Source organism: Microbacterium sp. (assembly GCF_026393345.1).
In the GTDB taxonomy this organism is placed as follows: Bacteria; Actinomycetota; Actinomycetes; order Actinomycetales; family Microbacteriaceae; genus Microbacterium.
Genome location: NZ_JAPLAI010000052.1, coordinates 85,811 through 106,944, shown reverse-complemented (window position 1 = coordinate 106,944; position 21,134 = coordinate 85,811). Strand labels below are relative to the sequence as shown.

At 69.1% G+C, this 21,134-nt stretch carries 17 protein-coding genes; 12 read left to right on the top strand and 5 right to left on the bottom strand.

Going from position 1 to position 21,134, the window contains the following annotated elements:
- Positions 1-158: 158 nt before the first annotated feature.
- Positions 159-866, bottom strand: coding sequence for a YqaJ viral recombinase family protein (locus NT132_RS10460; protein ID WP_297788184.1), 708 nt, complete (start codon positions 864-866; stop codon positions 159-161).
- Positions 867-1,318: 452 nt separating this feature from the next.
- Here NT132_RS10460 and rplJ point away from each other — a divergent pair, with 452 nt between their 5' ends.
- The 3 genes from rplJ (at position 1,319) to NT132_RS10445 (ending at position 7,372) form a co-directional block, all read left to right on the top strand.
- The gene (gene rplJ, locus NT132_RS10455) at positions 1,319-1,807 is read left to right on the top strand and encodes a 50S ribosomal protein L10 (protein WP_297788179.1); all 489 of its coding nucleotides are present in this window, start codon (positions 1,319-1,321) and stop codon (positions 1,805-1,807) included.
- Positions 1,808-1,857: 50 nt separating this feature from the next.
- A complete protein-coding gene (gene rplL / locus NT132_RS10450) occupies positions 1,858-2,238 on the top strand; it encodes a 50S ribosomal protein L7/L12 (RefSeq protein WP_297788171.1) in 381 nt (126 codons plus the stop codon).
- 193 nt (positions 2,239-2,431) lie between these two features.
- Positions 2,432-7,372, top strand: coding sequence for an ExeM/NucH family extracellular endonuclease (locus tag NT132_RS10445; RefSeq protein ID WP_297788169.1), 4,941 nt, complete (start codon positions 2,432-2,434; stop codon positions 7,370-7,372).
- 50 nt (positions 7,373-7,422) lie between these two features.
- Here NT132_RS10445 and NT132_RS10440 read toward each other — a convergent pair whose 3' ends face one another.
- Positions 7,423-8,454, bottom strand: coding sequence for a LacI family DNA-binding transcriptional regulator (locus NT132_RS10440; protein WP_297788355.1), 1,032 nt, complete (start codon positions 8,452-8,454; stop codon positions 7,423-7,425).
- A gap of 277 nt (positions 8,455-8,731) precedes the next feature.
- Here NT132_RS10440 and NT132_RS10435 point away from each other — a divergent pair, with 277 nt between their 5' ends.
- From NT132_RS10435 to NT132_RS10395, 9 genes are all read left to right on the top strand, one after another.
- Positions 8,732-10,054, top strand: coding sequence for an ABC transporter substrate-binding protein (locus NT132_RS10435; RefSeq protein ID WP_297788167.1), 1,323 nt, complete (start codon positions 8,732-8,734; stop codon positions 10,052-10,054).
- Between the two features lie 84 nt (positions 10,055-10,138).
- Positions 10,139-11,479: a carbohydrate ABC transporter permease gene (locus tag NT132_RS10430; RefSeq protein WP_297788165.1), complete on the top strand. Its 1,341-nt coding sequence runs from the start codon at positions 10,139-10,141 to the stop codon at positions 11,477-11,479.
- A complete protein-coding gene (locus NT132_RS10425) occupies positions 11,479-12,450 on the top strand; it encodes a carbohydrate ABC transporter permease (protein WP_297788162.1) in 972 nt (323 codons plus the stop codon). The genes NT132_RS10430 and NT132_RS10425 overlap by 1 nt, the downstream gene beginning before the upstream one ends.
- A gap of 347 nt (positions 12,451-12,797) precedes the next feature.
- Complete coding sequence (locus tag NT132_RS10420; protein WP_297788352.1) at positions 12,798-14,027, top strand: multidrug effflux MFS transporter; 1,230 nt, start codon at positions 12,798-12,800, stop codon at positions 14,025-14,027.
- Between the two features lie 35 nt (positions 14,028-14,062).
- Positions 14,063-14,716, top strand: coding sequence for a phosphatase PAP2 family protein (locus NT132_RS10415; protein ID WP_297788160.1), 654 nt, complete (start codon positions 14,063-14,065; stop codon positions 14,714-14,716).
- A 114-nt stretch (positions 14,717-14,830) separates the two neighbouring features.
- Complete coding sequence (locus NT132_RS10410) at positions 14,831-17,260, top strand: FdhF/YdeP family oxidoreductase (protein WP_297788158.1); 2,430 nt, start codon at positions 14,831-14,833, stop codon at positions 17,258-17,260.
- A 73-nt stretch (positions 17,261-17,333) separates the two neighbouring features.
- Positions 17,334-18,908, top strand: a complete 1,575-nt coding sequence (locus NT132_RS10405) for an SDR family oxidoreductase (RefSeq protein ID WP_297788156.1) — start codon at positions 17,334-17,336, stop codon at positions 18,906-18,908.
- Between the two features lie 9 nt (positions 18,909-18,917).
- Entirely contained in the window at positions 18,918-19,391 is a 474-nt protein-coding gene (locus tag NT132_RS10400) for a MogA/MoaB family molybdenum cofactor biosynthesis protein (RefSeq protein ID WP_297788149.1), read from the top strand.
- Positions 19,391-19,816, top strand: a complete 426-nt coding sequence (locus tag NT132_RS10395; protein WP_297788147.1) for a molybdenum cofactor biosynthesis protein MoaE — start codon at positions 19,391-19,393, stop codon at positions 19,814-19,816. The genes NT132_RS10400 and NT132_RS10395 overlap by 1 nt, the downstream gene beginning before the upstream one ends.
- A 117-nt stretch (positions 19,817-19,933) precedes the next feature.
- On the opposite strand, the gene NT132_RS10390 is transcribed toward NT132_RS10395, so the two are convergent.
- Genes NT132_RS10390 through NT132_RS10380 form a run of 3 tightly spaced genes read right to left on the bottom strand, consistent with a single transcriptional unit; the run spans position 19,934 to position 21,062 of the window.
- The gene (locus NT132_RS10390) at positions 19,934-20,167 is read right to left on the bottom strand and encodes a MoaD/ThiS family protein (RefSeq protein ID WP_297788145.1); all 234 of its coding nucleotides are present in this window, start codon (positions 20,165-20,167) and stop codon (positions 19,934-19,936) included.
- Positions 20,167-20,430 carry a DUF6457 domain-containing protein gene (locus NT132_RS10385; protein WP_297788142.1) on the bottom strand — a complete coding sequence of 88 codons (264 nt, stop codon included), beginning with the start codon at positions 20,428-20,430 and terminating at the stop codon, positions 20,167-20,169. The genes NT132_RS10390 and NT132_RS10385 overlap by 1 nt, the downstream gene beginning before the upstream one ends.
- On the bottom strand, positions 20,427-21,062 hold the full coding sequence (locus NT132_RS10380) for an NTP transferase domain-containing protein (protein ID WP_297788140.1): 636 nt from the start codon (positions 21,060-21,062) through the stop codon (positions 20,427-20,429). The genes NT132_RS10385 and NT132_RS10380 overlap by 4 nt, the downstream gene beginning before the upstream one ends.
- Positions 21,063-21,134: the final 72 nt, after the last annotated feature.

The window sequence follows — 21,134 nt, the reverse complement described above, 5'->3', positions numbered from 1 at the left end:
GATCCTTCGAAACGGCGGGGAGGGGGATGCGGCATCATCGACGCGACAGTTGACCAACGTCAAAAGTTGAGCGGGGTCAACTGTAGGGGAAAGGTTGAGGCAGGTCAACAATCAGCGTGGCCGATCCGCGGTCGCCGCCGGTGGACGGGTCGCGTCGACTATTCGGCGATGAGGGCGAGCGCGCGATAGGCGTCGCGCGGGCGCGCCGTCGCCGGGGTGACCGGTGCCGAGATGAGGGATGCGGACGCGCCGCGGGCCGCATCCGCGGTCGATGCCGGGCGGGCGTGGGTGCGCCGGTAGAGCTCGTCGATGAGCGCGGTGGCGAGTCCGACGAGCCGCGCGATCTCGGTCTCGTCGCGATCGACCCACGCGCAGCGGGGCTCGTCGCCCACGGGCACGAAGTCGTCGTGCTGCTCCCAGGCGACGAGCGTGCGCTCGGCGCCGAGCACGTACTGCTGCCACCACACCTGTCGCAGATACCCGCGGGGGATGGAGCGCCAGGCCTTGTTCGTGGTCTTGATCTCCGCGAGCAGGATGCGGCCGTCCGCATCCGTGCCGACGCCGTCGGGGGTCGCGAGGTGGCGCTTCTCGGCCGCGGCATGGAACAGCGCCGACGACGGGTTGATGCCGTGGGTGGCGGCGACCCAGGCGGCGATCTCAGGCTCGCGGCGGCGGCCGTGGGCGGTGTACGCGTTGCCGGAGAAGCGTGCCCCGCCGCCGAGCTTGGCATCCGCGGCGCGGGCGATCGCCCGTTCGCTGGTGAGGCTTGCGACGTCCGTCGCGGTGATCCCGCGGGACCGCGCCCGGATCCAGGCGACCCGATCGCGGGAGTCCGCGACGATGCGGGCGGCGAGTTCCGGGGTCACCCTCCGAGCGTACGCGCCCTCTCCCGCTCTCTCCGTCCGACCCGCCCGCGAGTGCCGAGTGCCCGGATCGCATGGCGCGAGATTCGGACATGTCGCCAGATTCGGACATGTCGCCAGATTCGGAGGGTCTCCCGCATCCGGGCCCGAATATCGCGACATGCCCGAAACTCGTGACGCGCTGGGGGAGAGGAAAGGAGGGGAGAGGGTCGGGATTTGGGGATGCGGGATGGGCGAGGTATGGTGGGGGAAGCCGAAGACCGCTGGTCATCGTCGTGCGTGAGAATGCATGTCGATCGAAGCTCTGCAACGCAGGGGCCCGCGCAGGTGTACGAATGTCTCCCCGGGTTCTCCCGAATGAAGCTCCGTGCCCTTGCGCCGGAGCTTTTGTCGTCTGCGGGTCGAGGCCGGCGTCTCACCACCGTGGGACGCCTCGTACACACCAAGGAGTGACCATGGCGCAGAAGGATGCATCGGTCGCCGAGCTCACGAAGAACTTCGAGAACTCGAACGCCGTCCTGCTGACCGAGTACCGCGGTCTGACGGTTGCCCAGCTCAAGCAGCTGCGTAACACCATCCGTCAGGACGCGCAGTACGCCGTGGTGAAGAACACGCTGACCAAGATCGCCGCGAACAACGCGGGGATCACCGCGCTGGATGACGACCTCAAGGGTCCGTCGGCTGTCGCGTTCGTGCACGGTGACTTCGTCGCCACTGCCAAGGCTCTGCGTGACTTCGCCAAGGCCAACCCGCTTCTTGTGATCAAGGGCGGCATGTTCGAGGGCAAGCCCCTCGACGCCGACGAGGTCAACAAGTACGCCTCGCTCGAGAGCCGTGAGGTTCTGCTGGCGAAGGCTGCGGGCATGATGAAGGCGACGATGGGCAAGGCTGCCGCCACCATCGACGCGCTTCGCGAAAAGCTGGAGACCGCTGAGGCCGCGTAAGCGACCGGCGATTTCTTTCCCACAAACCCCATCTATCTAGGAGATACATCATGGCGAAGCTCACCACTGAGGAGCTGCTCGAGCAGTTTGCCGGCCTGACGCTCGTCGAGCTCAGCGATTTCGTGAAGGCGTTCGAGGAGAAGTTCGACGTCACCGCTGCTGCTCCCGTCGCCGTCGCCGGTGGCGCGGGCGGCGCTGCTGCTGAAGAGGTTGAGGAGAAGGACTCCTTCGACGTCATCCTCGAGGCTGCTGGCGACAAGAAGATCCAGGTCATCAAGACGGTCCGCGAGCTCACCTCGCTGGGCCTCGGCGAGGCCAAGGCTGTCGTCGACGGTGCCCCGAAGGCCGTGCTCGAGGGCGCGACCAAGGAAGCCGCCGAGAAGGCCAAGGCCGCTCTCGAAGAGGCCGGCGCGACCGTCACCCTCAAGTAAGACCTCTTACTGCGTCGAAGGCCCCTGGATGCTGCGGCATCCGGGGGTCTTCGTGCATCCCGATGTGCGTGAATCGGGGATGAGAGAAGTCTCCCGTGCTGTTCACACGATCGTCATAGGTCCCTCACGCGTCGGTTCGGAGCGCGATCTAGCCTCTGAGAGTTCCTTCCCCCCCGAAATTCTCAGGAGACTCATGTTCGCCTCACAGGGCCGCCGCGTCACGGCACGCGCAGCAGCGGCAACCGGAGCGGTGCTCGCCGCTGCACTGCTCACTCCGCTCCCCGCGTCCGCCGCCACCCCGGCGGATGTCCTCATCAACGAGGCGTACCTCAAGGGGGGAAGCAGCGGCGCGCCCTATCTGAACAAGTTCATCGAGCTGTACAACGCCGGCGAGACCGCGCAGGACCTCACCGGTTGGTCGCTGCAGTACCGCTCCGCGACCGGGACGGATGCGGCGAACGCCGTCGTCGCGCTGAGCGGCACGATCCAGCCCGGTGACTACTTCCTCGTGCAGGGCGCGCAGAACGCCGCGAACGGCGCCGCGTTGCCCGCCGCGGACCAGGTGACCTCGTTCAACCCGGGGGGCCAGAACGGCGTCGTCTGGCTCGCCGACACGGCGACCGCGCTGAACCCCGGCATCGGCGACGTGGCGGGCGCCGCGAACGTCATCGACCTGATCGGCTACGGCGCCGCCAACACGTTCGAGACGGCGGCGGGTCCGGATGCGGGCGGCAACAGCACGCCGAACTCGCTCGTGCGCACGGGTTTCGCCGACACGGACGACAACGCCGTCGACATCACGGTGTCGACGACCGTGACCCCCCAGGCCTCATCCGGGGCGACTCCCACTCCGACGCCCACGCCCACGGAGACCGGCAGCCCGTCGCCGACACCGACGGATACGGCGGCCCCGTCGCCCTCCCCGACCGCCACGGCGCCCGCTGACGTCACCCCGATCGCCGCGATCCAGGGCTCCGGGGACACGAGCCCACTCGCCGGGCAGACCATCACCGCCCGGGGCGTGGTCACCGCCGCCTACCCCTCGGGCGGGTTCAACGGCTTCTACCTGCAGACCCCCGGTACCGGCGGGTCTGAGGCCACCACTCCGGGCGCCTCGGATGCCGTGTTCGTCTACGGCTCGTCCGCGGTCGCGAAGGTCGCCGTCGGCGATCATGTCGAGGTGACCGGAGCGGTCTCGGAATACAACGGCATGACGCAGATCTCGCCCACCGCGGCGAACGTCGCGGTCCTCGACGAGCCGGCCGACGCCGTCACCCCCGCATCCGTCGGTTGGCCCACCACGGACGCCGCTCGTGAGGCACTGGAGGGGATGCTGCTCGCACCGCAGGGCGCGTTCACCGTGAGTGACACCTACGACACCAACTACTACGCCTCGATCGGCCTGGCGGCCGGAACGAGCCCACTTCTCACGCCGACCGAGATCGCGGCGCCCGGCACCGACGCCTATGACGCCTCAGTGGCCGACAACGCGGCGCGCGCGGTGACCCTCGACGACGGAGCCTCACTCAACTTCAACTCCGCCGCAAACAAATCGATCCCGCTGCCCTACCTCTCCACCACGGCACCGGTACGGGTCGGCGCGGACGTCACCTTCACCCAGCCGGTCGTCCTCGACTACCGCAACGGCCTGTGGAACTTCCAGCCCACCCAGCAGCTGACGGTAGCCAACGCCGCCCAGGTGCAGCCCGCGACCTTCGAGAACACCCGCACCGCGTCGCCCGCTGATGTCGGCGGGGACATCCAGATCGCCGGCTTCAACGTGTTGAACTACTTCCCCACCACGGGGGAGGATGCGGTGGCCGCGGGTGCCACGTGCTCGTACTACAACGATCGTGCGGGCAACCACATCACGGTCAACACCTGCACCGCCGGTCCCGGGGTGCGTGGCGCCGCCGACGACGTGAACCTTTCGCGCCAGCAGGCCAAGATCGTCGCCGCCATCAACGCGCTGGACGCCGAGGTCGTCTCGCTCGAGGAGATCGAGAACTCGACCATCGCGGGCGAGGAGCGGGACGCCGCTGTCGCGACCCTCGTGGCCGCCCTCAACGCAGACCTCGGTGCCGAGGAGTGGGCGTACGTGCCCTCGCCGGCCGCCGTGCCCGGCGGCGAGGACGTCATCCGTACCGCCTTCATCTACAAGGTGGCCGCGGTCGAGCCCGTCGGGGACGCGGTCATCGACGACGATGCGGCGTTCGACAACGCCCGGCCGCCGCTCGCGCAGGCCTTCACCGGCGCAGGGGGCAGCCCGGACGACGCCTTCGTCGCCATCGTGAACCATTTCAAGTCGAAAGGCTCCGGCACAGGCGCGGACGCCGACACGGGCGACGGACAGGGGGGATCCAACGCTTCCCGCGTCGCGCAGGCGGAGGCGCTGATCGACTTCTCCGACGCGATGCAGGACACGGCGGGCACAGACCGGGTGTTCCTCATCGGCGACTTCAACGCCTACACGCAGGAGGACCCGATCCGGGTGCTCACGGGGGCGGGATATGTCGACCAAGGCTCGAAGACCGGCAAGTACACGTATTCGTTCGACGGCGCGGTCGGCTCGCTCGACCACGTGCTCGCCTCGCCCGCTGCGGACGCCGCGGTCACCGGGGTGGACATCTGGAACATCAACTCCGGCGAATCGATCGCTCTCGAATACAGCCGGTACAACTACAACGTCACCGATTTCTACGACGACTCGCCCTACCGATCCAGCGATCACGACCCGATCGTGGTCGGCGTCGATCTGCCGGACGCGGCGCCGGATGTCACGTTGAACCTGCTCAACATCAACGACTTCCACGGCCGAATCGACGCGAACACGGTGAAGTTCGCGGGCACGGTCGAGCAGCTGCGCGCGCAGTACGGTGACGAGAACACCCTGTTCCTCTCCGGCGGCGACAACATCGGCGCCTCGCTCTTCGCCTCGGCGGTCGCCGGCGACCAGCCGACCCTTGACGTCCTTGATGCGCTCGACCTGCGGGCGTCGGGTGTCGGGAACCACGAGTTCGATCAGGGGATCGACGACCTGCTCGGCCGCGTGTCCGACGAGGCCGACTTCCCCTATCTCGGGGCGAACGTGTACACGAAGGGCACCACCGAGCCGGTGCTGCCCGAGTTCGCCACCCTCGAGGTGGACGGTCTCACCGTCGCTGTGATCGGCGCCGTGACCGAGGAAACCGCATCCCTGGTCTCACCCGACGGCATCGCGGACCTCGAGTTCGGCGACCCCGTCGAGGCGGTCAATCGGGTCGCGGCGGCGCTGACCGACGGCAACCCCGGCAACGGCGAGGCGGATGTGCTCATCGCCGAATACCACGAGGGAGCCGTGGACAGTGCCTCGACGATGCACGACCTCGACGACGAGCTCGCCCTCGGCGGCGCGTTCGCCGAGATCGTTACGGAGACCTCCGCCGCGGTGGATGTCATCTTCACCGGCCACACCCACAAGTTCTACGCCTGGGATGCCCCGGTGCCCGGCACCGACCGCACCCGGCCGATCGTGCAGACCGGGAACTACGGCGAGAACATCGGTCAGGTGGTGCTGCAGCTGGACGGCGAGACCGGGGACGTGCTGTCGTACACCGCCGGGAACGTCGCTCGCACGAGCGCAGACGATGCGACCCTCGCCCAGACGTACCCCCGCGTGGCCGAGGTGAAGCAGATCGTGGATGCGGCTCTCGCCGCGGCCGACGAGATCGGTGGCCGGCCCATCGGGTCCGTCACGGCGGACATCACGACGGCATACACCGGCGGTACCTCCTCACCCGACGGCTACACGGTTCCCGTCAAGGACGGTGTCCCGCAGGGTCGTGACAACCGGGCTGCGCAGTCGACTCTCGGAAACCTCGTCGCGGATTCGCTGGTCGCCTCACTATCGGCACCGGAACGCGGTGGGGCGCAGATCGGCCTCGTGAACCCGGGCGGCCTCCGTGCCGACCTGTTCACCGGCGCCGACGGGGTGATCACTTACGCCGAGGCCAACGCGGTACTGCCCTTTGTGAACAACCTCTGGACGACCACCCTCACCGGTGCGCAGTTCAAGGACGTCCTCGAAGAGCAGTGGCAGCCCGATGGCTCTTCCCGGCCGTACCTGCAGCTGGGCGTCTCCGCCAATGTGTCGTACACCTCCGACCCGTCCGCCCCGCGCGGCCAGCGGATCACCGGCATCTGGATCGACGGTCAGGCGATCGACCCGGCGGCGTCGTACCGCGTTGGCTCGTTCAACTTCCTGCTGACCGGTGGAGACAACTTCACGACGCTCGCGGAGGGCACCGACACCCGCGACTCGGGGCTCATCGATCGTGACGCCTGGATCGCGTACCTGAGCGACAACTCACCCGTCTCGCCCGATTTCGCCAGCCGCAGCGCCCAGGTGACCGGGGTCCCCGAGACCGTCGCCGCGGGCGCCACCGTGACCTTCACGGTGGCGGGACTCGACCTCACCTCGCTCGGATCTCCCGCGAACAGCACGCTGGAGGCGCAGATCGGCGACACGATCTACCCGCCGATCCCCGTGACGAACGGATCCGCGACCGTGTCGATCACGGTGCCCGCCACCGCATCCGGCCCCGTCGAGGTGCTCCTCACGGCCCCCGACAGTGGCACCGAGGTGCGGGTCCCGATCACGGTGCTCGCTCAGACGGGTGAGCCCGGGGGCGGCCTTCCGGGAACGGGCGAGCCCCCGGTCCCCGGCCACCCGGCACCGCCCGCCGTGCCCGGTGTAACCGCTCCCGTGTCGGCGCTGATCGCGGCGCTACAGAACGCCATCCGAGTTCTGGACCAGATCTTCGCCGGCGGGCTCATCACGATCCACGTGGGGACACAGTACTCCGGCCAGTGGGTCGCGGTCTGGCTCCGCTCCGACCCGGTGTTCCTGGGCTGGCATCAGGTGGATGCGGCGGGCAACGTGTCTGCAACTCTGCCCGCCGGGGTGACCGGCAGCCACCGCCTCATCGTCCAGGACGCCGACGGCGATGTCATCGGCTGGCAGGCGGTGTCGATCCGCGCGCTGGCCGCGACCGGCGGGGGAGGGGACGCCGCCGGCGGCATGGCGCTGCTCGCCACGCTGCTGCTGGGCGCCGGGGCCACCATCACCGTCCGGAGCCGGCGCCGACGCGTCTGAGTCCGCGGCGCCGAATGGAGAGGGGAACCGGTTGCGGCCGGTTCCCCCTCTCACGCCTCGTCGATCCGCGGGACGGCGCCGCGGCCGATCGGCGCGGTGGAGCTGCGCACGATCAGGCGTGGCTTGATGATCACGTCCTGCGGCGCCGCATCCGGGTCGTCGATCTGCTGCACGAGCAGATCCACCGCGCGGGCGCCCTGCTCGCGCGGCACCTGCTGCAGGGTGGTCAGCGCGAACATGTCGGCGTACTCGTGGTCATCGATCCCGATGACGCTGAGTCCCGCCGGGACGAGGATGCCGAGACGCCGTGACGCCACGATCGCACCGATCGCCACCTCGTCGCAGGCCGCGACGATAGCGGTGGGGCGGGAGCGGGCGTCGCTGAGCAGGTCGACCGCGGCGGCGTAGCCGGCCGGCATCGACAGTTCCGACGGCATCCGCCGTACCTCGTGCGTCAGCCCGGCGTCCTCCATGGCGAGTCGATACCCCTGCACCCGGGCGGACTCCACGTGCTGGTCCCGGGTGACCGATCCGCCGCCGAGGAAGGCGATGCGGCGATGCCCCAGCGCGAGCAGGTGCTCCGTGGCCCGCCGGGCGGCGTCCTCGTCGTCGATGGTGACGACACTCGTGCGCGGGCCGACGCCGATCACGCTGACCACGGGCTTGCCGAGCGAAAGCATCCGGTCGAGTTCGTTCTCCTCCGGCTCGAGCCCCACGGCGATCAGTCCGTCGAATCGCTTGCGGGCGAGGAAATCGTCGAAGATCCGGCGACGGCGCTCGGATCCCGGCGTCGCGTCGTAGAGGGTGAGGTCGAGGCTGCGCTCGAGCAGTGCCGATTGGATGCCTTCCAGCACCTCCGCGAAGAACCAGCGATTCACGTACGGCATCACCACGCCGATGTTCTGCGTGCGCCCGGTGGCCAGCCCCTGCGCATTCGTCGATGGCACGTACCCGAGGGACGCGGCAGCGGAGGAGACGCGTTCCCGCGTCGTCTCGGACACGTAGCCGGCACCGCTGAGGGCGCGACTGGCGGTGGACTTGGACACACCTGCCAGGCGTGCGACGTCTGCAATGCCGCTCACGTTCGTCGCCTCCTCGCTGACCGTCTCGTGGACCGTCCACATGATAGGCGACAACGCCGGAGTTGTGGAACCGGTTGCTGCGGGACGTGAAATCACGGGAGCGCTCTCATCGTCGGTCATCGCCCTCGGGAGCGCTCCCATTGCCACCTTTACCGAGTCGTGATGGACCTGTATTGTGATGGCGACCCGATTCACATACGGTTGCGTGGAATCGGTTCCCGAGTGGATCTGATGTGGCGGACTTCGACGTCCGCCGCTCAATGAGGAGAGGAATCACATGCTCAGTACACAGCGGCGCCGCATCCTGGTGCCCATCGCCCTCGCCGGCGTTGCCGGCCTGGCGCTGGCAGGTTGCGCCGAGAGCTCCAGCGGAGGCTCGTCGGAGAGCTCGACGGTCAAGATCTCGGGCGGTATCACCGGCTCCGAGGCCGACCTGCTGAACGAGTCGTTCGCTTCGTTCACCGAAGAGACCGGCATCAAGGTCGACTACACCGGCGACAAGAGCTTCGAAGGAAACATCGTCACCAAGGTGGCCGGTGGCTCCGCCCCCGATATCGCCATCGTTCCCCAGCCGGGTCTGCTCAAGAGCCTGGTGGAGACCGGCGAGGTCAAGGAAGCCCCCGAGGCCGTCGTCACCAACGTCGACGAGAACTGGTCCGAGGACTGGAAGAAGTACGGCACCGTCGACGGCACGTTCTATGCCGCCCCGATGCTCGCCAACGTCAAGGGATACGTCTGGTACTCGCCGGCGAGCTTCGCCGAGTGGGGCGTCGAGGTCCCGACCACGTGGGATGAGATGCTCACGCTCACCCAGACCATCCAGGAGAAGACCGGCACGGCACCCTGGTGCGCCGGTTTCAGCTCCGGTGACGCCTCCGGCTGGCCGGGCACCGACTGGATCGAGGACCTCGTCCTCCGTCAGTCCGGCGCCGACGTGTACGACCAGTGGGTGGCTGACGAGGTCAAGTTCACCGACGCCCCGATCAAGGACGCGTTCGACGCCCTCGGCACCATCCTGCTCGACCCGAACTACGTCAACGCCGGCTTCGGTGACGTCAAGAGCATCAACTCCACCGCGTTCGGTGACGTCGCCGCGAAGATCGCGGACGGCAGCTGCGCCCTGACCCACCAGGCCTCGTTCCTGTCGTCGAACTTCCTCGACGCCAAGACGGCTTCGGGCGAGACCCCGACGGTCGCGCCCGACGGTGACGTCTACGCCTTCCTGCTCCCGGGCTTCGAGGCCGGTGGCGACACGTACGTCGAGGCCGGTGGCGAGTTCGTCGCCGCGTTCTCCGACGACGAGAACGTGCAGAAGGTCCTCGAGTTCATGTCGAGCGCTGAGTTCGCCGACGCCCGCGTGAAGCTCGGTGGCGTCATCTCCGCCAACAAGAACGCCGACCCGTCGCTCGCCTCCAGCGAGTTCCTGACCGACGCGATGACGACGCTGCAGGACAGCAGCACCGTCGTTCGCTTCGACGCGTCCGACCTGATGCCCGCCACCGTGGGTTCTGGTTCGTTCTGGAAGGGCATGGTCAACTGGATCGACGGCAAGTCGACCGATGACGTGCTCGCAGAAATCCAGGCTGGTTACGACAACTAATCAGCTGACAAGATCGGTGGGGTCGCTCGGTGACGAGCGGCCCCACCGCTCTCGCGAGAACCACCGAGGGGAATAGGGGAGGACATGTCCACGCCCACCAAGACCGACGTGCCGCCGGTCACATCATCGGCACCCGTGCCGCGGCAGAAATCCGCGACGGCCAAACGAGTCGCGGCGGTCGTCGCGGTCATCTCGGCGGTCGGACTCGTCGCCATGCTGATACTGCTCCTGACGGGGACGGGTAACGACGACGCGTCGCCCACCACCATCGGGGTCTCACTCAACGGATTCTTCGTCTGGCTCGGCGGTCTCAACCCGCTGCTGCAGATTCCGATCGTGATCATCGCCTTCGGCGTGCTCGTGGCCGTGATCCTCGTGCTCATCGAATTCGCCCCGCGGCCCGGACGCGGTTACTTCTGGCTCCGTCTCGGCGCCAGCATCCTCATCCCGATCATCGCGTTCATGCTGCTGCGGCCGTATCAGAACGCTGTCGTGTACGTGGTCGCCATCGCGCTGTTCGCCGGCGCGCTGCTCTTCTTCGCGGACTACCGCGCCCGCGCCGGTGCGGGATACGCCTTCCAGCTCGTCATCTTCCTGGCCCCGGCAGCGGCGATGCTGCTGGTCGGCCTGGTCTACCCGGCCATCTCGACGATCATCAAGTCGTTCTACGACAAGACCGGCGACAACTTCGTCTGGTTCGAGAACTACGTCTGGACGTTCACCAACCCGGACGGGTTCTGGTCGGTCATCAACACCCTCATCTGGGCGGTGGTCGCACCGCTCTTCTCCACCGTCATCGGCTTGGCCTACGCCGCCTTCATCGACCGTGCCCGCGGTGAGAAGGTGCTGAAGGTCTTCGTCTTCATGCCGTACGCGATCTCGTTCGTCGGCGCCGGCATCATCTGGAAGTTCATCTACGACTACCGCCAGGGCGACCAGGTCGGTCTGCTGAACGCGATCCTCACCATGTTCGGTGCGGAACCCGTCAGCTGGCTCGACGCGCAGCCGCTCATCAACACCTTCGCCCTGCTCGCGGTGTTCATCTGGACCCAGACCGGATTCGCGATGGTCATCCTCTCGGCGGCGATCAAGGCAGTGCCGACCGAGCAGCTGGAAGCCGCATCGCTCGACGGCGCGAATGCGTGGGAGAGATTCCGCAACGTCACGGTTCCCGGCATCCGCTCCTCGCTCATCGTCGTGCTGACGACGATCACCATCGCGTCGCTGAAGGTGTACGACATCGTCGCGGTCATGACCGGTGGCCGTTCCAACTCGACCGTTCTCGCCTTCGAGATGGTCAACCAGCAGCAGCGGTTCCAGAGCTACGGGCACTCCTCGGCGCTGGCAGTCGTGCTGTTCATCTTCGTGCTGCCGCTCATCATCTACAACGTGCGACAGATGCGTAAGCAGAAGGAGATCCGCTGATGGCTACCGTCGACACTGTTCCGACGCTCGGCGGCGGGTCCAAGCGGCAGGAGGCGCGCCGGACACGCAAGGGCGAGAGTGAGGCGCAGAAGCGACTCACGTCCCGTGGCGCCACGATCACCGCGGTCGTCATAGCCGTGCTGTGGACCATCCCGACGTTCGGACTGTTCGTCACCTCGTTCCGTCCCGGCGCAGACTCGACCTCGACCGGGTGGTGGACGGTCTTCGTCGACCCGAGCTTCACACTCGAGAACTACGCCCAGGCCCTCACGGCCGGCGGCACGTCCCTGACCCTCGGTCAGTCGTTCATCAACTCGCTGGCGATCTCGATCCCCGCGACGGTGTTCCCGATCGCGATCGCCGCGCTCGCGGCCTACGCCTTCGCGTGGATCCCGTTCAGGGGCCGGGGCGTCGCGTTCGTGGCGGTGTTCGCGTTGCAGATCGTTCCGATCCAGATGGCCCTCGTGCCGCTGCTGACGATGTTCTCGCGCGGTCTCACGATCGGCGACATGAACATCTTCCCGGGCTTCGGTCTGCGTGACGTCGACCACAGCTTCGCGACGGTGTGGATCGCGCACGCGATCTTCGCGCTGCCGCTCGCGATCTTCCTGCTGCACAACTTCATCTCGGAGATCCCGGGCGAACTCATCGAGGCCGCGCGTGTCGACGGGGCGGGCCACGGCCAGATCTTCTTCCGGATGATCCTGCCGCTGGCGATGCCCGCCATCGCGTCGTTCGCCATCTTCCAGTTCCTGTGGGTGTGGAACGACCTGCTGGTGGCGACGATCTTCGCGCCGTCGTCCTCGCTGCCACTGACGCAGACGTTGAACTCGCTGTCGGGCACCTGGGGCAACCAGTGGTACCTGCAGTCGGCGGGTGCGTTCATCTCGATCATCGTCCCGTTGATCGTGTTCTTCGCGCTGCAGCGGTTCTTCGTTCGCGGCCTGCTGGCGGGTGCGACCAAGGGCTGAGCCCTCGCCCGCCCCTCGCCTGACCGCCAGATGGCATCTGGGCCCCGAGCCGATGGGTAAACCCCACCGGCTCGGGGCCCAGAACCCGTTTCGGCGGGAAGCGTCGGCGTGACCGGGATCGGGATCCGCTACCATTGATCGGTCCCTCCGAATCGTTTCGAGAGGGCTCCGCCCCCCGAATTTCGAAGTGGTCGCCCGTGCACGAAAACACCCCCGCAGACGCCGAGACCGGATCCGTCCGCACCGCGACCGGGTCCGTCCGCACCGCCACCGGATCCGTCCGCATTCCTCGCACCCCGACGGGGGCGATCCGGACTCTCGGACCGAACCCGCGCACGGCGCCGATCATGCTGCATCCCGGCGATGCCTTGTCGGCCAAGCGCCGGCTCGTCTATGTGCTGCTGCTCGGTGCGCTCACCGCGCTCGGTCCCTTCACGATCGATCTGTACCTGCCGGCGTTCCCGACGCTGGAACAGGACTTCGACACCACGGCCGCCGCGATTCAGCTGACCCTCACCGGCACCATGATCGGGTTCGCGGTGGGCCAGCTCATCGTGGGCCCGCTCAGCGACAAGGTCGGTCGCCGCCTGCCCCTGCTCATCGTCACGGCGGTGCATGTGGTCGCGAGCACCGCCGCAGCACTCGCGCCCGACCTGCTGCTGCTCGGCGGTGCACGGGTGCTCATGGGCGCGGGGGCGGCCGCGGGCGGTGTGGTCGCCGCGGCCATCGTCCGCGACCTCTTCGGCGGCAAGCGCCTCGTCGTCATGCTGTCGCGGCTCGCGCTCGTCTCCGGTGTCGCCCCCGTGCTCGCACCCCTGGTCGGGTCGTGGCTGCTGGGCGTCATGCCATGGCGGGGTATCTTCATCGTGCTCGCCGTTTACGGCGCCGTCATGCTCGTCTGCTCGCTGTTCCTGCTGCCCGAGACGCTGCCCAAGGCCCGGCGCCGAGATCGCGGCACCACCACGGTGGGGCAGCGGTATCGGCAGGTGTTCGGTGACCGCGTCTTCGTGGGCGTGCTCATCATCGGCGGGATGAGCTTCTCCGGGCTGTTCTCGTACCTGTCGGCGTCGTCGTTCCTGTTCCAGGACACCTACGGCTTCGACGCCCAGCAATACGGCCTGCTGTTCGCGGCGAACTCGGTGGGTGTCGCGGTGGGCACGCAGCTCGCCGCTCGTCTCGCGGCGCGGTTCGGCCCGCAGTGGGTCTTGGCATTCTCCACCGCGGCGCTCCTGATTTCGGCCGCGGCGATCGTCGTCACCGACCAGCTGGGCTGGGGCCTGTGGGGCACCGTCGTGCCGCTGTTCGTCTTCATGACGGCGGCCGGGTTCACCTTCCCCTGCGTGCAGGTGCTCGCGCTCGACCGCCACGGGAGTGCCGCAGGCACAGCGCAGTCGATCATCGGAGCGACGAACTTCGGAGTGGCCGGCGTGATCTCGCCGCTGGTCGGGTGGATCGCGAAGGATGCCGGCATCACCGCCACCACCATGGCCTCGGTCATGGTCGGATGCTCGGTCATCGCCGTGGCCTCCCTGTGGTTCGTCGTGCGGCCGCGCACCGTGGAGTTGCTCACACCCTGATCCCCGCTCCAACTCCGACCCCGCAGAATGGGTCGATGGAACTCTCGCGCGTGCCCGTCTCCCGCCTGTTGATCGCGGGATTCGTGTTCCTCGCGCTGGCGTGCGGTCTGGGACTGTGGGTGCTGCTGCGCGGCGACACCCCGTTCACCGTGGACTCGTGGTGGAACGTGCTGCTCGCGCAATGGCGTGTGCCGGTCGTTGTGAGCTTCTCGCTCGCGATGGGAGTGGTCGGCGGCGTGTGGGCGAGTGTCGTCATCACCGCGGTCGGCGCCGTCCTGCTCCTCCTTCTCCGGCGTCCGTGGGGCGCACTGTTCCTCGTCGTCACGCAAATCCTGAGCGCCGCGCTGGTCCAGGTCCTCAAGCACCTCTTCGGGCGCGCGCGGCCGGAGGACATCATTGTGATCAGCGACTACGGCTCGTTCCCCTCCGGGCACACCGCCAATGCGGCGACACTCGCGGTCGTGGCGCTCATCCTGTTCCCCCGAGCATGGGTGGCGGTCGTCGGCGCCGTGTGGGTCGTCCTGATGGCGTTCAGCCGCACCTACCTGCATGCCCACTGGGCCAGCGACACACTGGGCGGCACCCTCGTCGGCGTGGCCGCGGTGCTCCTGGTGGCCGCGCTGTTCGCGGCAAGGCTCCGCACCGAACCACGATCGCGGGCCGAACCGGTGACCCGCGCATCCGCCTGACCCCGGAGGCGGCCGCGGGTCCTGCGCCGCACACTCACGGCGCCTGCACGATCCGCCTTTCCGTTCCGAGAAAGGACGGCCGTGCGCGCCCCGCGTCGGGCCTACGATCGAGGTATGGCGACGAAGCCCCCTACCTCAGACATCGACGAGACCCAGCTGCGCGTGACGAAGCGCAAGAAGGTCGCGGTCGGCGTGCCCGCGGTCCTTCACTCCCTGGCCATCGCGCAGGAGCAGATGGGGGTGGTCCGCAGCGTCCGTACCCTGCTGCGGGTGAACCAGAAGGACGGCTTCGACTGCCCCGGCTGCGCATGGCCGGAGAACGACCATCGCCACGTCGCGGAGTTCTGCGAGAACGGCGCGAAGGCCGTCGCCGAGGAGGCGACGATCCGGCGGGTGGAACCGGCGTTCTTCGCCGAGCACTCCATCGATGAGCTGCGCGCGCACGACGACTGGTGGCTCGGTCAGCAGGGACGCCTCACGCATCCGATGGTGCTGGAGGAAGGGGCGACCCACTACACCGCGATCTCCTGGGATGCTGCCCTGCAGCAGATCGCCGATACCCTCCGCGGCCTCGCCGACCCTGACGAGGCGATCTTCTACACGTCCGGGCGCGCGTCCAACGAGTCCGCGTTCCTCTATCAGCTGCTGGTGCGCGGCCTCGGCACGAACAACCTGCCCGACTGCTCCAACATGTGTCACGAATCGTCGGGCTCCGCGCTCACCGAGACCATCGGCATCGGTAAGGGCACGGTGTCGATCGAGGACATCTACGACGCGAAGCTGCTGATCGTGGCCGGCCAGAACCCGGGCACGAACCACCCGCGCATGCTGAGCGCGCTGGAGAAGGCCAAGCAGAACGGCGCGAAGATCATCGCCGTGAACCCGCTGCCGGAGGCCGGACTGATGCGGTTCGAGAACCCGCAGACGGTCCGCGGCGTGCTGCTGGGCGGCACCCCCATCGCCGACCGGTTCGTGCAGATTCGCCTCGGCGGCGACCAGGCACTGTTCCAGGCCATCGGTAAGCACCTGCTCGAAGCAGAGGCCCGTGATGGCGGCGTCCTCGACCACGACTTCATCCACGCGCACACCAGCGGCATCGACGCTTACCGTGACGCCATGGCCGCCGCATCGTGGACCGAGTTCGAGGCGGCGACGGGACTTCCCGAGAGCGAACTGCGCGAGATCGCCGAGGCCGTCCGCACCTCGCCGTCGACGATCGTCTGCTGGGCGATGGGTCTCACGCAGCACAAGCACTCGGTGCCCACGCTCCGCGAGGTCGTCAACGTGCTGCTGCTGCAGGGCAACATCGGGCGTCCCGGTGCCGGCGTGTGCCCGGTCCGAGGTCACTCCAACGTGCAGGGCGACCGCACCGTGGGCATCTACGAGAAGCCCTCGGATGCGTTCCTCGACGCGCTCGAGACCGAGTTCTCGTTCGCGCCTCCCCGCGAGCACGGCTACGACACGGTCGCCGCGATCCGCGCCATGGATGAGGGGAAGGCGCGGTTCTTCATGGGGCTCGGCGGCAATTTCGTCTCGGCGACGCCGGACACCGAGATCGTCGAGCGGGGCATGGCGAAGCTCGACCTCACGGTCCAGGTGTCCACGAAGCTCAACCGGTCGCACGTGATGACGGGCCGCCGCGCGATCATCCTGCCGACGCTCGGCCGCACCGACCGCGACCGCCGCGGCGGACGCGAGCAGCGGGTGTCCGTGGAGGACTCCATGGGGGCCGTGCACTCCTCCCGTGGGCGCCTCACGCCGCCCACGGGGGACATGCTGAGCGAGGTCGCGATCATCACGCGCCTGTGCGACCTGCTGTTCGGCGATGGCGAGCAGCCCGACCGCACCCCTTCCCACGGCGGTGACGTCGACCGCCACCAGGTGGAGCGGCTCCCGCACGAGGAGGCCACCGGCCCCGATGCGCCGCACGTCGAACACTCCGGGAACGCCCCGCGCGCCGACTGGGCCGCGCTCGAGACCGACTACGCGCTCATCCGGCGCCACATCGAGAACGTCATCCCGGGCTTCGAGGACTACGAGGAGCGCATCGATAAGGGCCGCACCTTCTTCCTGCCGAACGGCCCGCGCGATGAGCGCCGGTTCGCCACGACGGACGGCAAGGCGCACTTCACCGCGAATCCGCTGGAGTATCCGCACATCCCCGCGGGGCGCCTGCTGCTGCAGACACTGCGTTCGCATGACCAGTACAACACCACGATCTACGGCAAGGACGACCGCTACCGCGGCATCCACGACGGCCGCCGCGTAGTGCTCGTGAATGCCGACGACATCCACGACCTGGGCTTCCAGGACGGTGAGATCGTCGACCTCGTCTCCGAGTGGACCGGCGCAGACGGGCGGATGCAGGAGCGCCGCGCCGACGAATTCCGCATCGTGGCGTACTCCACCCCGCGCGGGAACGCCGCCGCGTATTACCCGGAGACGAACGTGCTCGTCCCCCTGGAATCGGTCGCCGACACCTCCGGCACGCCCACGTCGAAGGCCGTCATCGTGCGCCTGGAACGGCGCGTGGCCAGCGCCTGAGCGCGCGCTACCCCGGCCAGGCCGGTGCCGCAAGGCCGGGGCAGGTCGGGGCGGCGCCGCCTAACGTTGCCGGATGACCTCCCTCAGCGCTCCCATCGGCACCGAGCCCGCCCTCCGTGCCGCACCGCGGGAGGACGGCACCACACCGCGCGCCCTCGTGATCGGCGCGACCGGGTACATCGGCGGGCGCCTCACGCCGCGACTCGTGGCCGCCGGCTACCGGGTGCGCGTGCTGGCCCGCAACGCCGCCCGCGTCAGCGGATTCGCCTGGAGCGACGACGTCGAAGTAGTCGAGGGATCCGCGGACGACCGCGAGGCGCTGGCGCGCGCGACAGCCGACGTCGACGTCCTCTACTACCTCGTCCACTCCATGGGCGCGGGGAAGGATTTCGAGGCCGCGGACCTTCGTGCCGCGCACAGGGTCGCGGAGGCCGCCGCCACCGCATCCGTGGCCCGGATCGTCTACCTCGGCGGCCTGCATCCGACGGACGTTCCGCTGTCGCCGCATCTGCGCTCCCGCGTGGAGGTGGGCGAGGTGTTCCTCGGCAGCGGGGTGCCCACGCTGGTGCTGCAGGCCGGAGTGGTCATCGGATCGGGTTCTGCGTCGTTCGAGATGGTGCGGCACCTCACCGAGGTGCTGCCGTACATGCCGGCGCCGCGTTGGGTGCGAAACCGCATTCAGCCGATCGCGGTCCGCGACGTGCTGCACTACCTGCTGGGCGCCGCGCGGGTCCCCGCCGACGCGAACCGCGCCGTCGACATCGGCGGGCCGGACGTGCTCCGCTATGGGCAGATGATGAACGGGTACGCGCTGGAGGCGGGTCTGCGACAGCGCGCGATCGCCTCGCTGCCCGTCCTCACGCCCGGTCTCGCCTCACACTGGGTGAACCTCGTCACCCCGGTGCCGCGGGCGATCGCCCGCCCCCTCATCGCGTCGCTCGAGAATGAGTGCGTGGTCAAGGACCGCGCCGTCGACGACCTCATCCCGCGGCCCGAGGGCGGTCTCACGCCGTACCGCCGGTCGGTGCAGCTGGCACTCGGTCGGGTCGGCGCCGACGCGGTGGAGACGAGCTGGCAGGACGCCGAGGTCTCGGGGCTCCCGAGCGACCCGCTGCCGAGCGATCCGGATTGGTCGGGACGGACGGTGTTCACCGACACCCGCACCGTGCACACCACCGCATCCGTGGAAGACGTGTGGCGGGTCATCATCGGGATCGGCGGGCAGAACGGCTGGTACTCGACACCGTTGCTGTGGGCGGTGCGCGGCTGGATGGATCGGCTCGTCGGGGGTGTGGGCCTCCGCCGCGGTCGGCGGAGCCGCACCTCGGCCGCCGTGGGCGACGCCATCGACTTCTGGCGGGTCGAGGCGGTGGAACCCGGACGGATGCTGCGACTGCGGGCCGAGATGAGGGTGCCGGGGCTGGCATGGCTCGAGCTCGGCGCTGTCGCCGACGGCGACGGCACCCGATACGAGCAGCGGGCAGTGTTCTTCCCCCGTGGGCTCGCCGGTCGTGCCTACTGGCTGCTCGTTCTCCCGTTCCATGCGCTGATCTTTCCCGGGATGGCCGCACGGATCACCGCGACGGCGGAGAGCACCGCGGTCGCCCACAGCTCGCCGGACAGGCCCCGAGACGAGCGCGGGCAATAGGCTGAGGGAATGCGGCGGGCAGTGGTGATCACGGTGTCGGACCGGGCTTCGGCCGGTGCGCGCGATGACCAGTCGGGGCCCATCGGTGTGGGGCTGCTGCGCGACGCCGGCTGGGACTGCGCCGACGCGGTGGTGGTGCCCGACGGCGCGGACAGCGTCGAGCAGGTGCTCCGGGCTCACCTCGCCGACGGGGCGCGGCTGATCATCACGACCGGGGGGACCGGCGTCTCCCCGCGCGACGAGACCCCCGAGGGGACGGCGCGGGTGCTCGACCGGCTCCTGCCGGGAATTGCCGAGGAGCTGCGCCGCCAGGGCGCGGCCGAAAAGCCGGCCGGCATGCTCACCCGCGGACTCGCCGGTGTCGCCGGCGCCGCGCTCATCGTGAACCTGCCGGGGAAGCCCGCCGCGGTCGCCGACGGCCTTCCGATCGTCCTCTCGGTCGCCGCGCACGTCATCGACCAGCTGGCCGGAGGGGACCACTGATGCCCGTCGCCCTCGCCCGTGTCACGACCGAGCCGCTCAATCTCGACGCACATCTGCAGGCGGTCGATGATGCCGCATCCGGTGCCGTCACCACGTTCCTCGGGCGGGTGCGCGACAACGACCCGGACGCGGCGACCACCGTCGTCGCGCTGGAATACTCCGCCCACCCGGATGCGGAAGCGGGGCTCCGCGCCCTGACGGAACGCGCCATCGGCGAGACCGGCGCGATCGTCGCGGTCAGCCACCGGATCGGACGTCTCGAGGTGGGGGATGCCGCGGTCGTCATCGCGGTCGCCAGCGGGCACCGCGACGAAGCGTTCACCGTGTGCCGTGAGGTGATCGAGGCGATCAAGCGCGAGCTGCCGGTGTGGAAACGTCAGGTGGAGTCCGACGGCACCACGGCGTGGAAGGGTCTCGGCGGCTGACCCGCGGTCCGCGCGGGTTCACGTCCGCGAGACCACATCCGTTGCGCGAGACCACATCGGATCGGATGTGGTCTGGGCGGACGGATGTGGTCTCGGCGTCGCCGGGTCGCGCGGCGCTCAGCCGCCGGCGAACGGCGGCAGCACGTCCACCAGGGTGTCATCGGTGAGGACGGTGTCGTCGTCGACGCGCGAGCCCTCCACCAGCACGGCGCAGCGGGGAAGGATGCCGCCGAGCCCGGGGCGTTCGGTCGCGAGCGCGGTGCGGAGGTCGCCGAGCGTCGCCTCGGCCCGGGTCTCCTCGGCGCGGCCGGCGAGTTCCTCGGCGGCGGCGAAGTACCGCACGCGCGCCATCAGTCCTCGTTCCAGCCTGCCGCGAGGTCGGTCACCGCGTCGAGGGCGTTGCGCACCTCTTCCGGGCCGCCACCCGCGCGCCCTGCGGCGAGACCCGCGGCGAATGCGCTGAACGGTGCCGCCGGGCGTGCGACGCCGCGTGCGACGTCGGCGGCGAGGTCGAGGATCGCGGCGATGGGCAGGTCGTCGGCGTCGAGGCCCAGGCGCTCCCGGAGCGCGGCGGCCCAGGCGTCCAGGGCTTCGGGTGGCAGATGCGTGCTCATGTGTCCTCCTCGGGGGTGGGCGTCGGTGCGGTGTCCGCGCGGCGTGCCCGTTCCAGATCCTCCCACGTGTCCACATCGGCGACCACGCCGTCGGGCACGCGGACGACGGCGATCGCGAGGTCGTCGAGCAGCGCCCGCATCGGCGCATCCCGGCCGGCGCCGGGGAGGGATGCGGCCGCCCGCCGGAGCGCCGCGGTCCGGTACGCACCGGTCAGCCACTGCGGCCTCGATCCGGCATCGGCCAGGCACACCCCGTCGGTGTCAGTGGGGAACAGTGGCAGATCGTCGAGGAGACGCCGGACCGCCGCATCCGGCCGGGCGAGGTCGCAAGCCAGCAGCAGCGTCCACTCCGGGTCCGGGGTGCCGGCGGAGGTGTGGAGCGCGGAGGCGTGGAGCGCGGCGATGACGGCCGCCGCAGGCCCGCCGAACGGCGGATCCTCGCGCACCCACCGGACCGGCAGCGCGTCGTCCAGCACCGGGCCGACGACGACGATCGGGTCGGCGCCCGCCTCGCGCACCGCATCCACGGCCCGCTGCAGCAGCGTCCGCCCGCCCACTTCGAACAGCGGCTTCGCGGCGCCGTCCACGCGCGCCCCGCGACCGCCCGCGAGCAGGATCGCCCCGACCCTCACCGCATGTCCCGAAATCCGCAGAACATGTCCCGTTTTCTGCCGCTCTGACCCCGCCATAACGGCAGAAAGTGG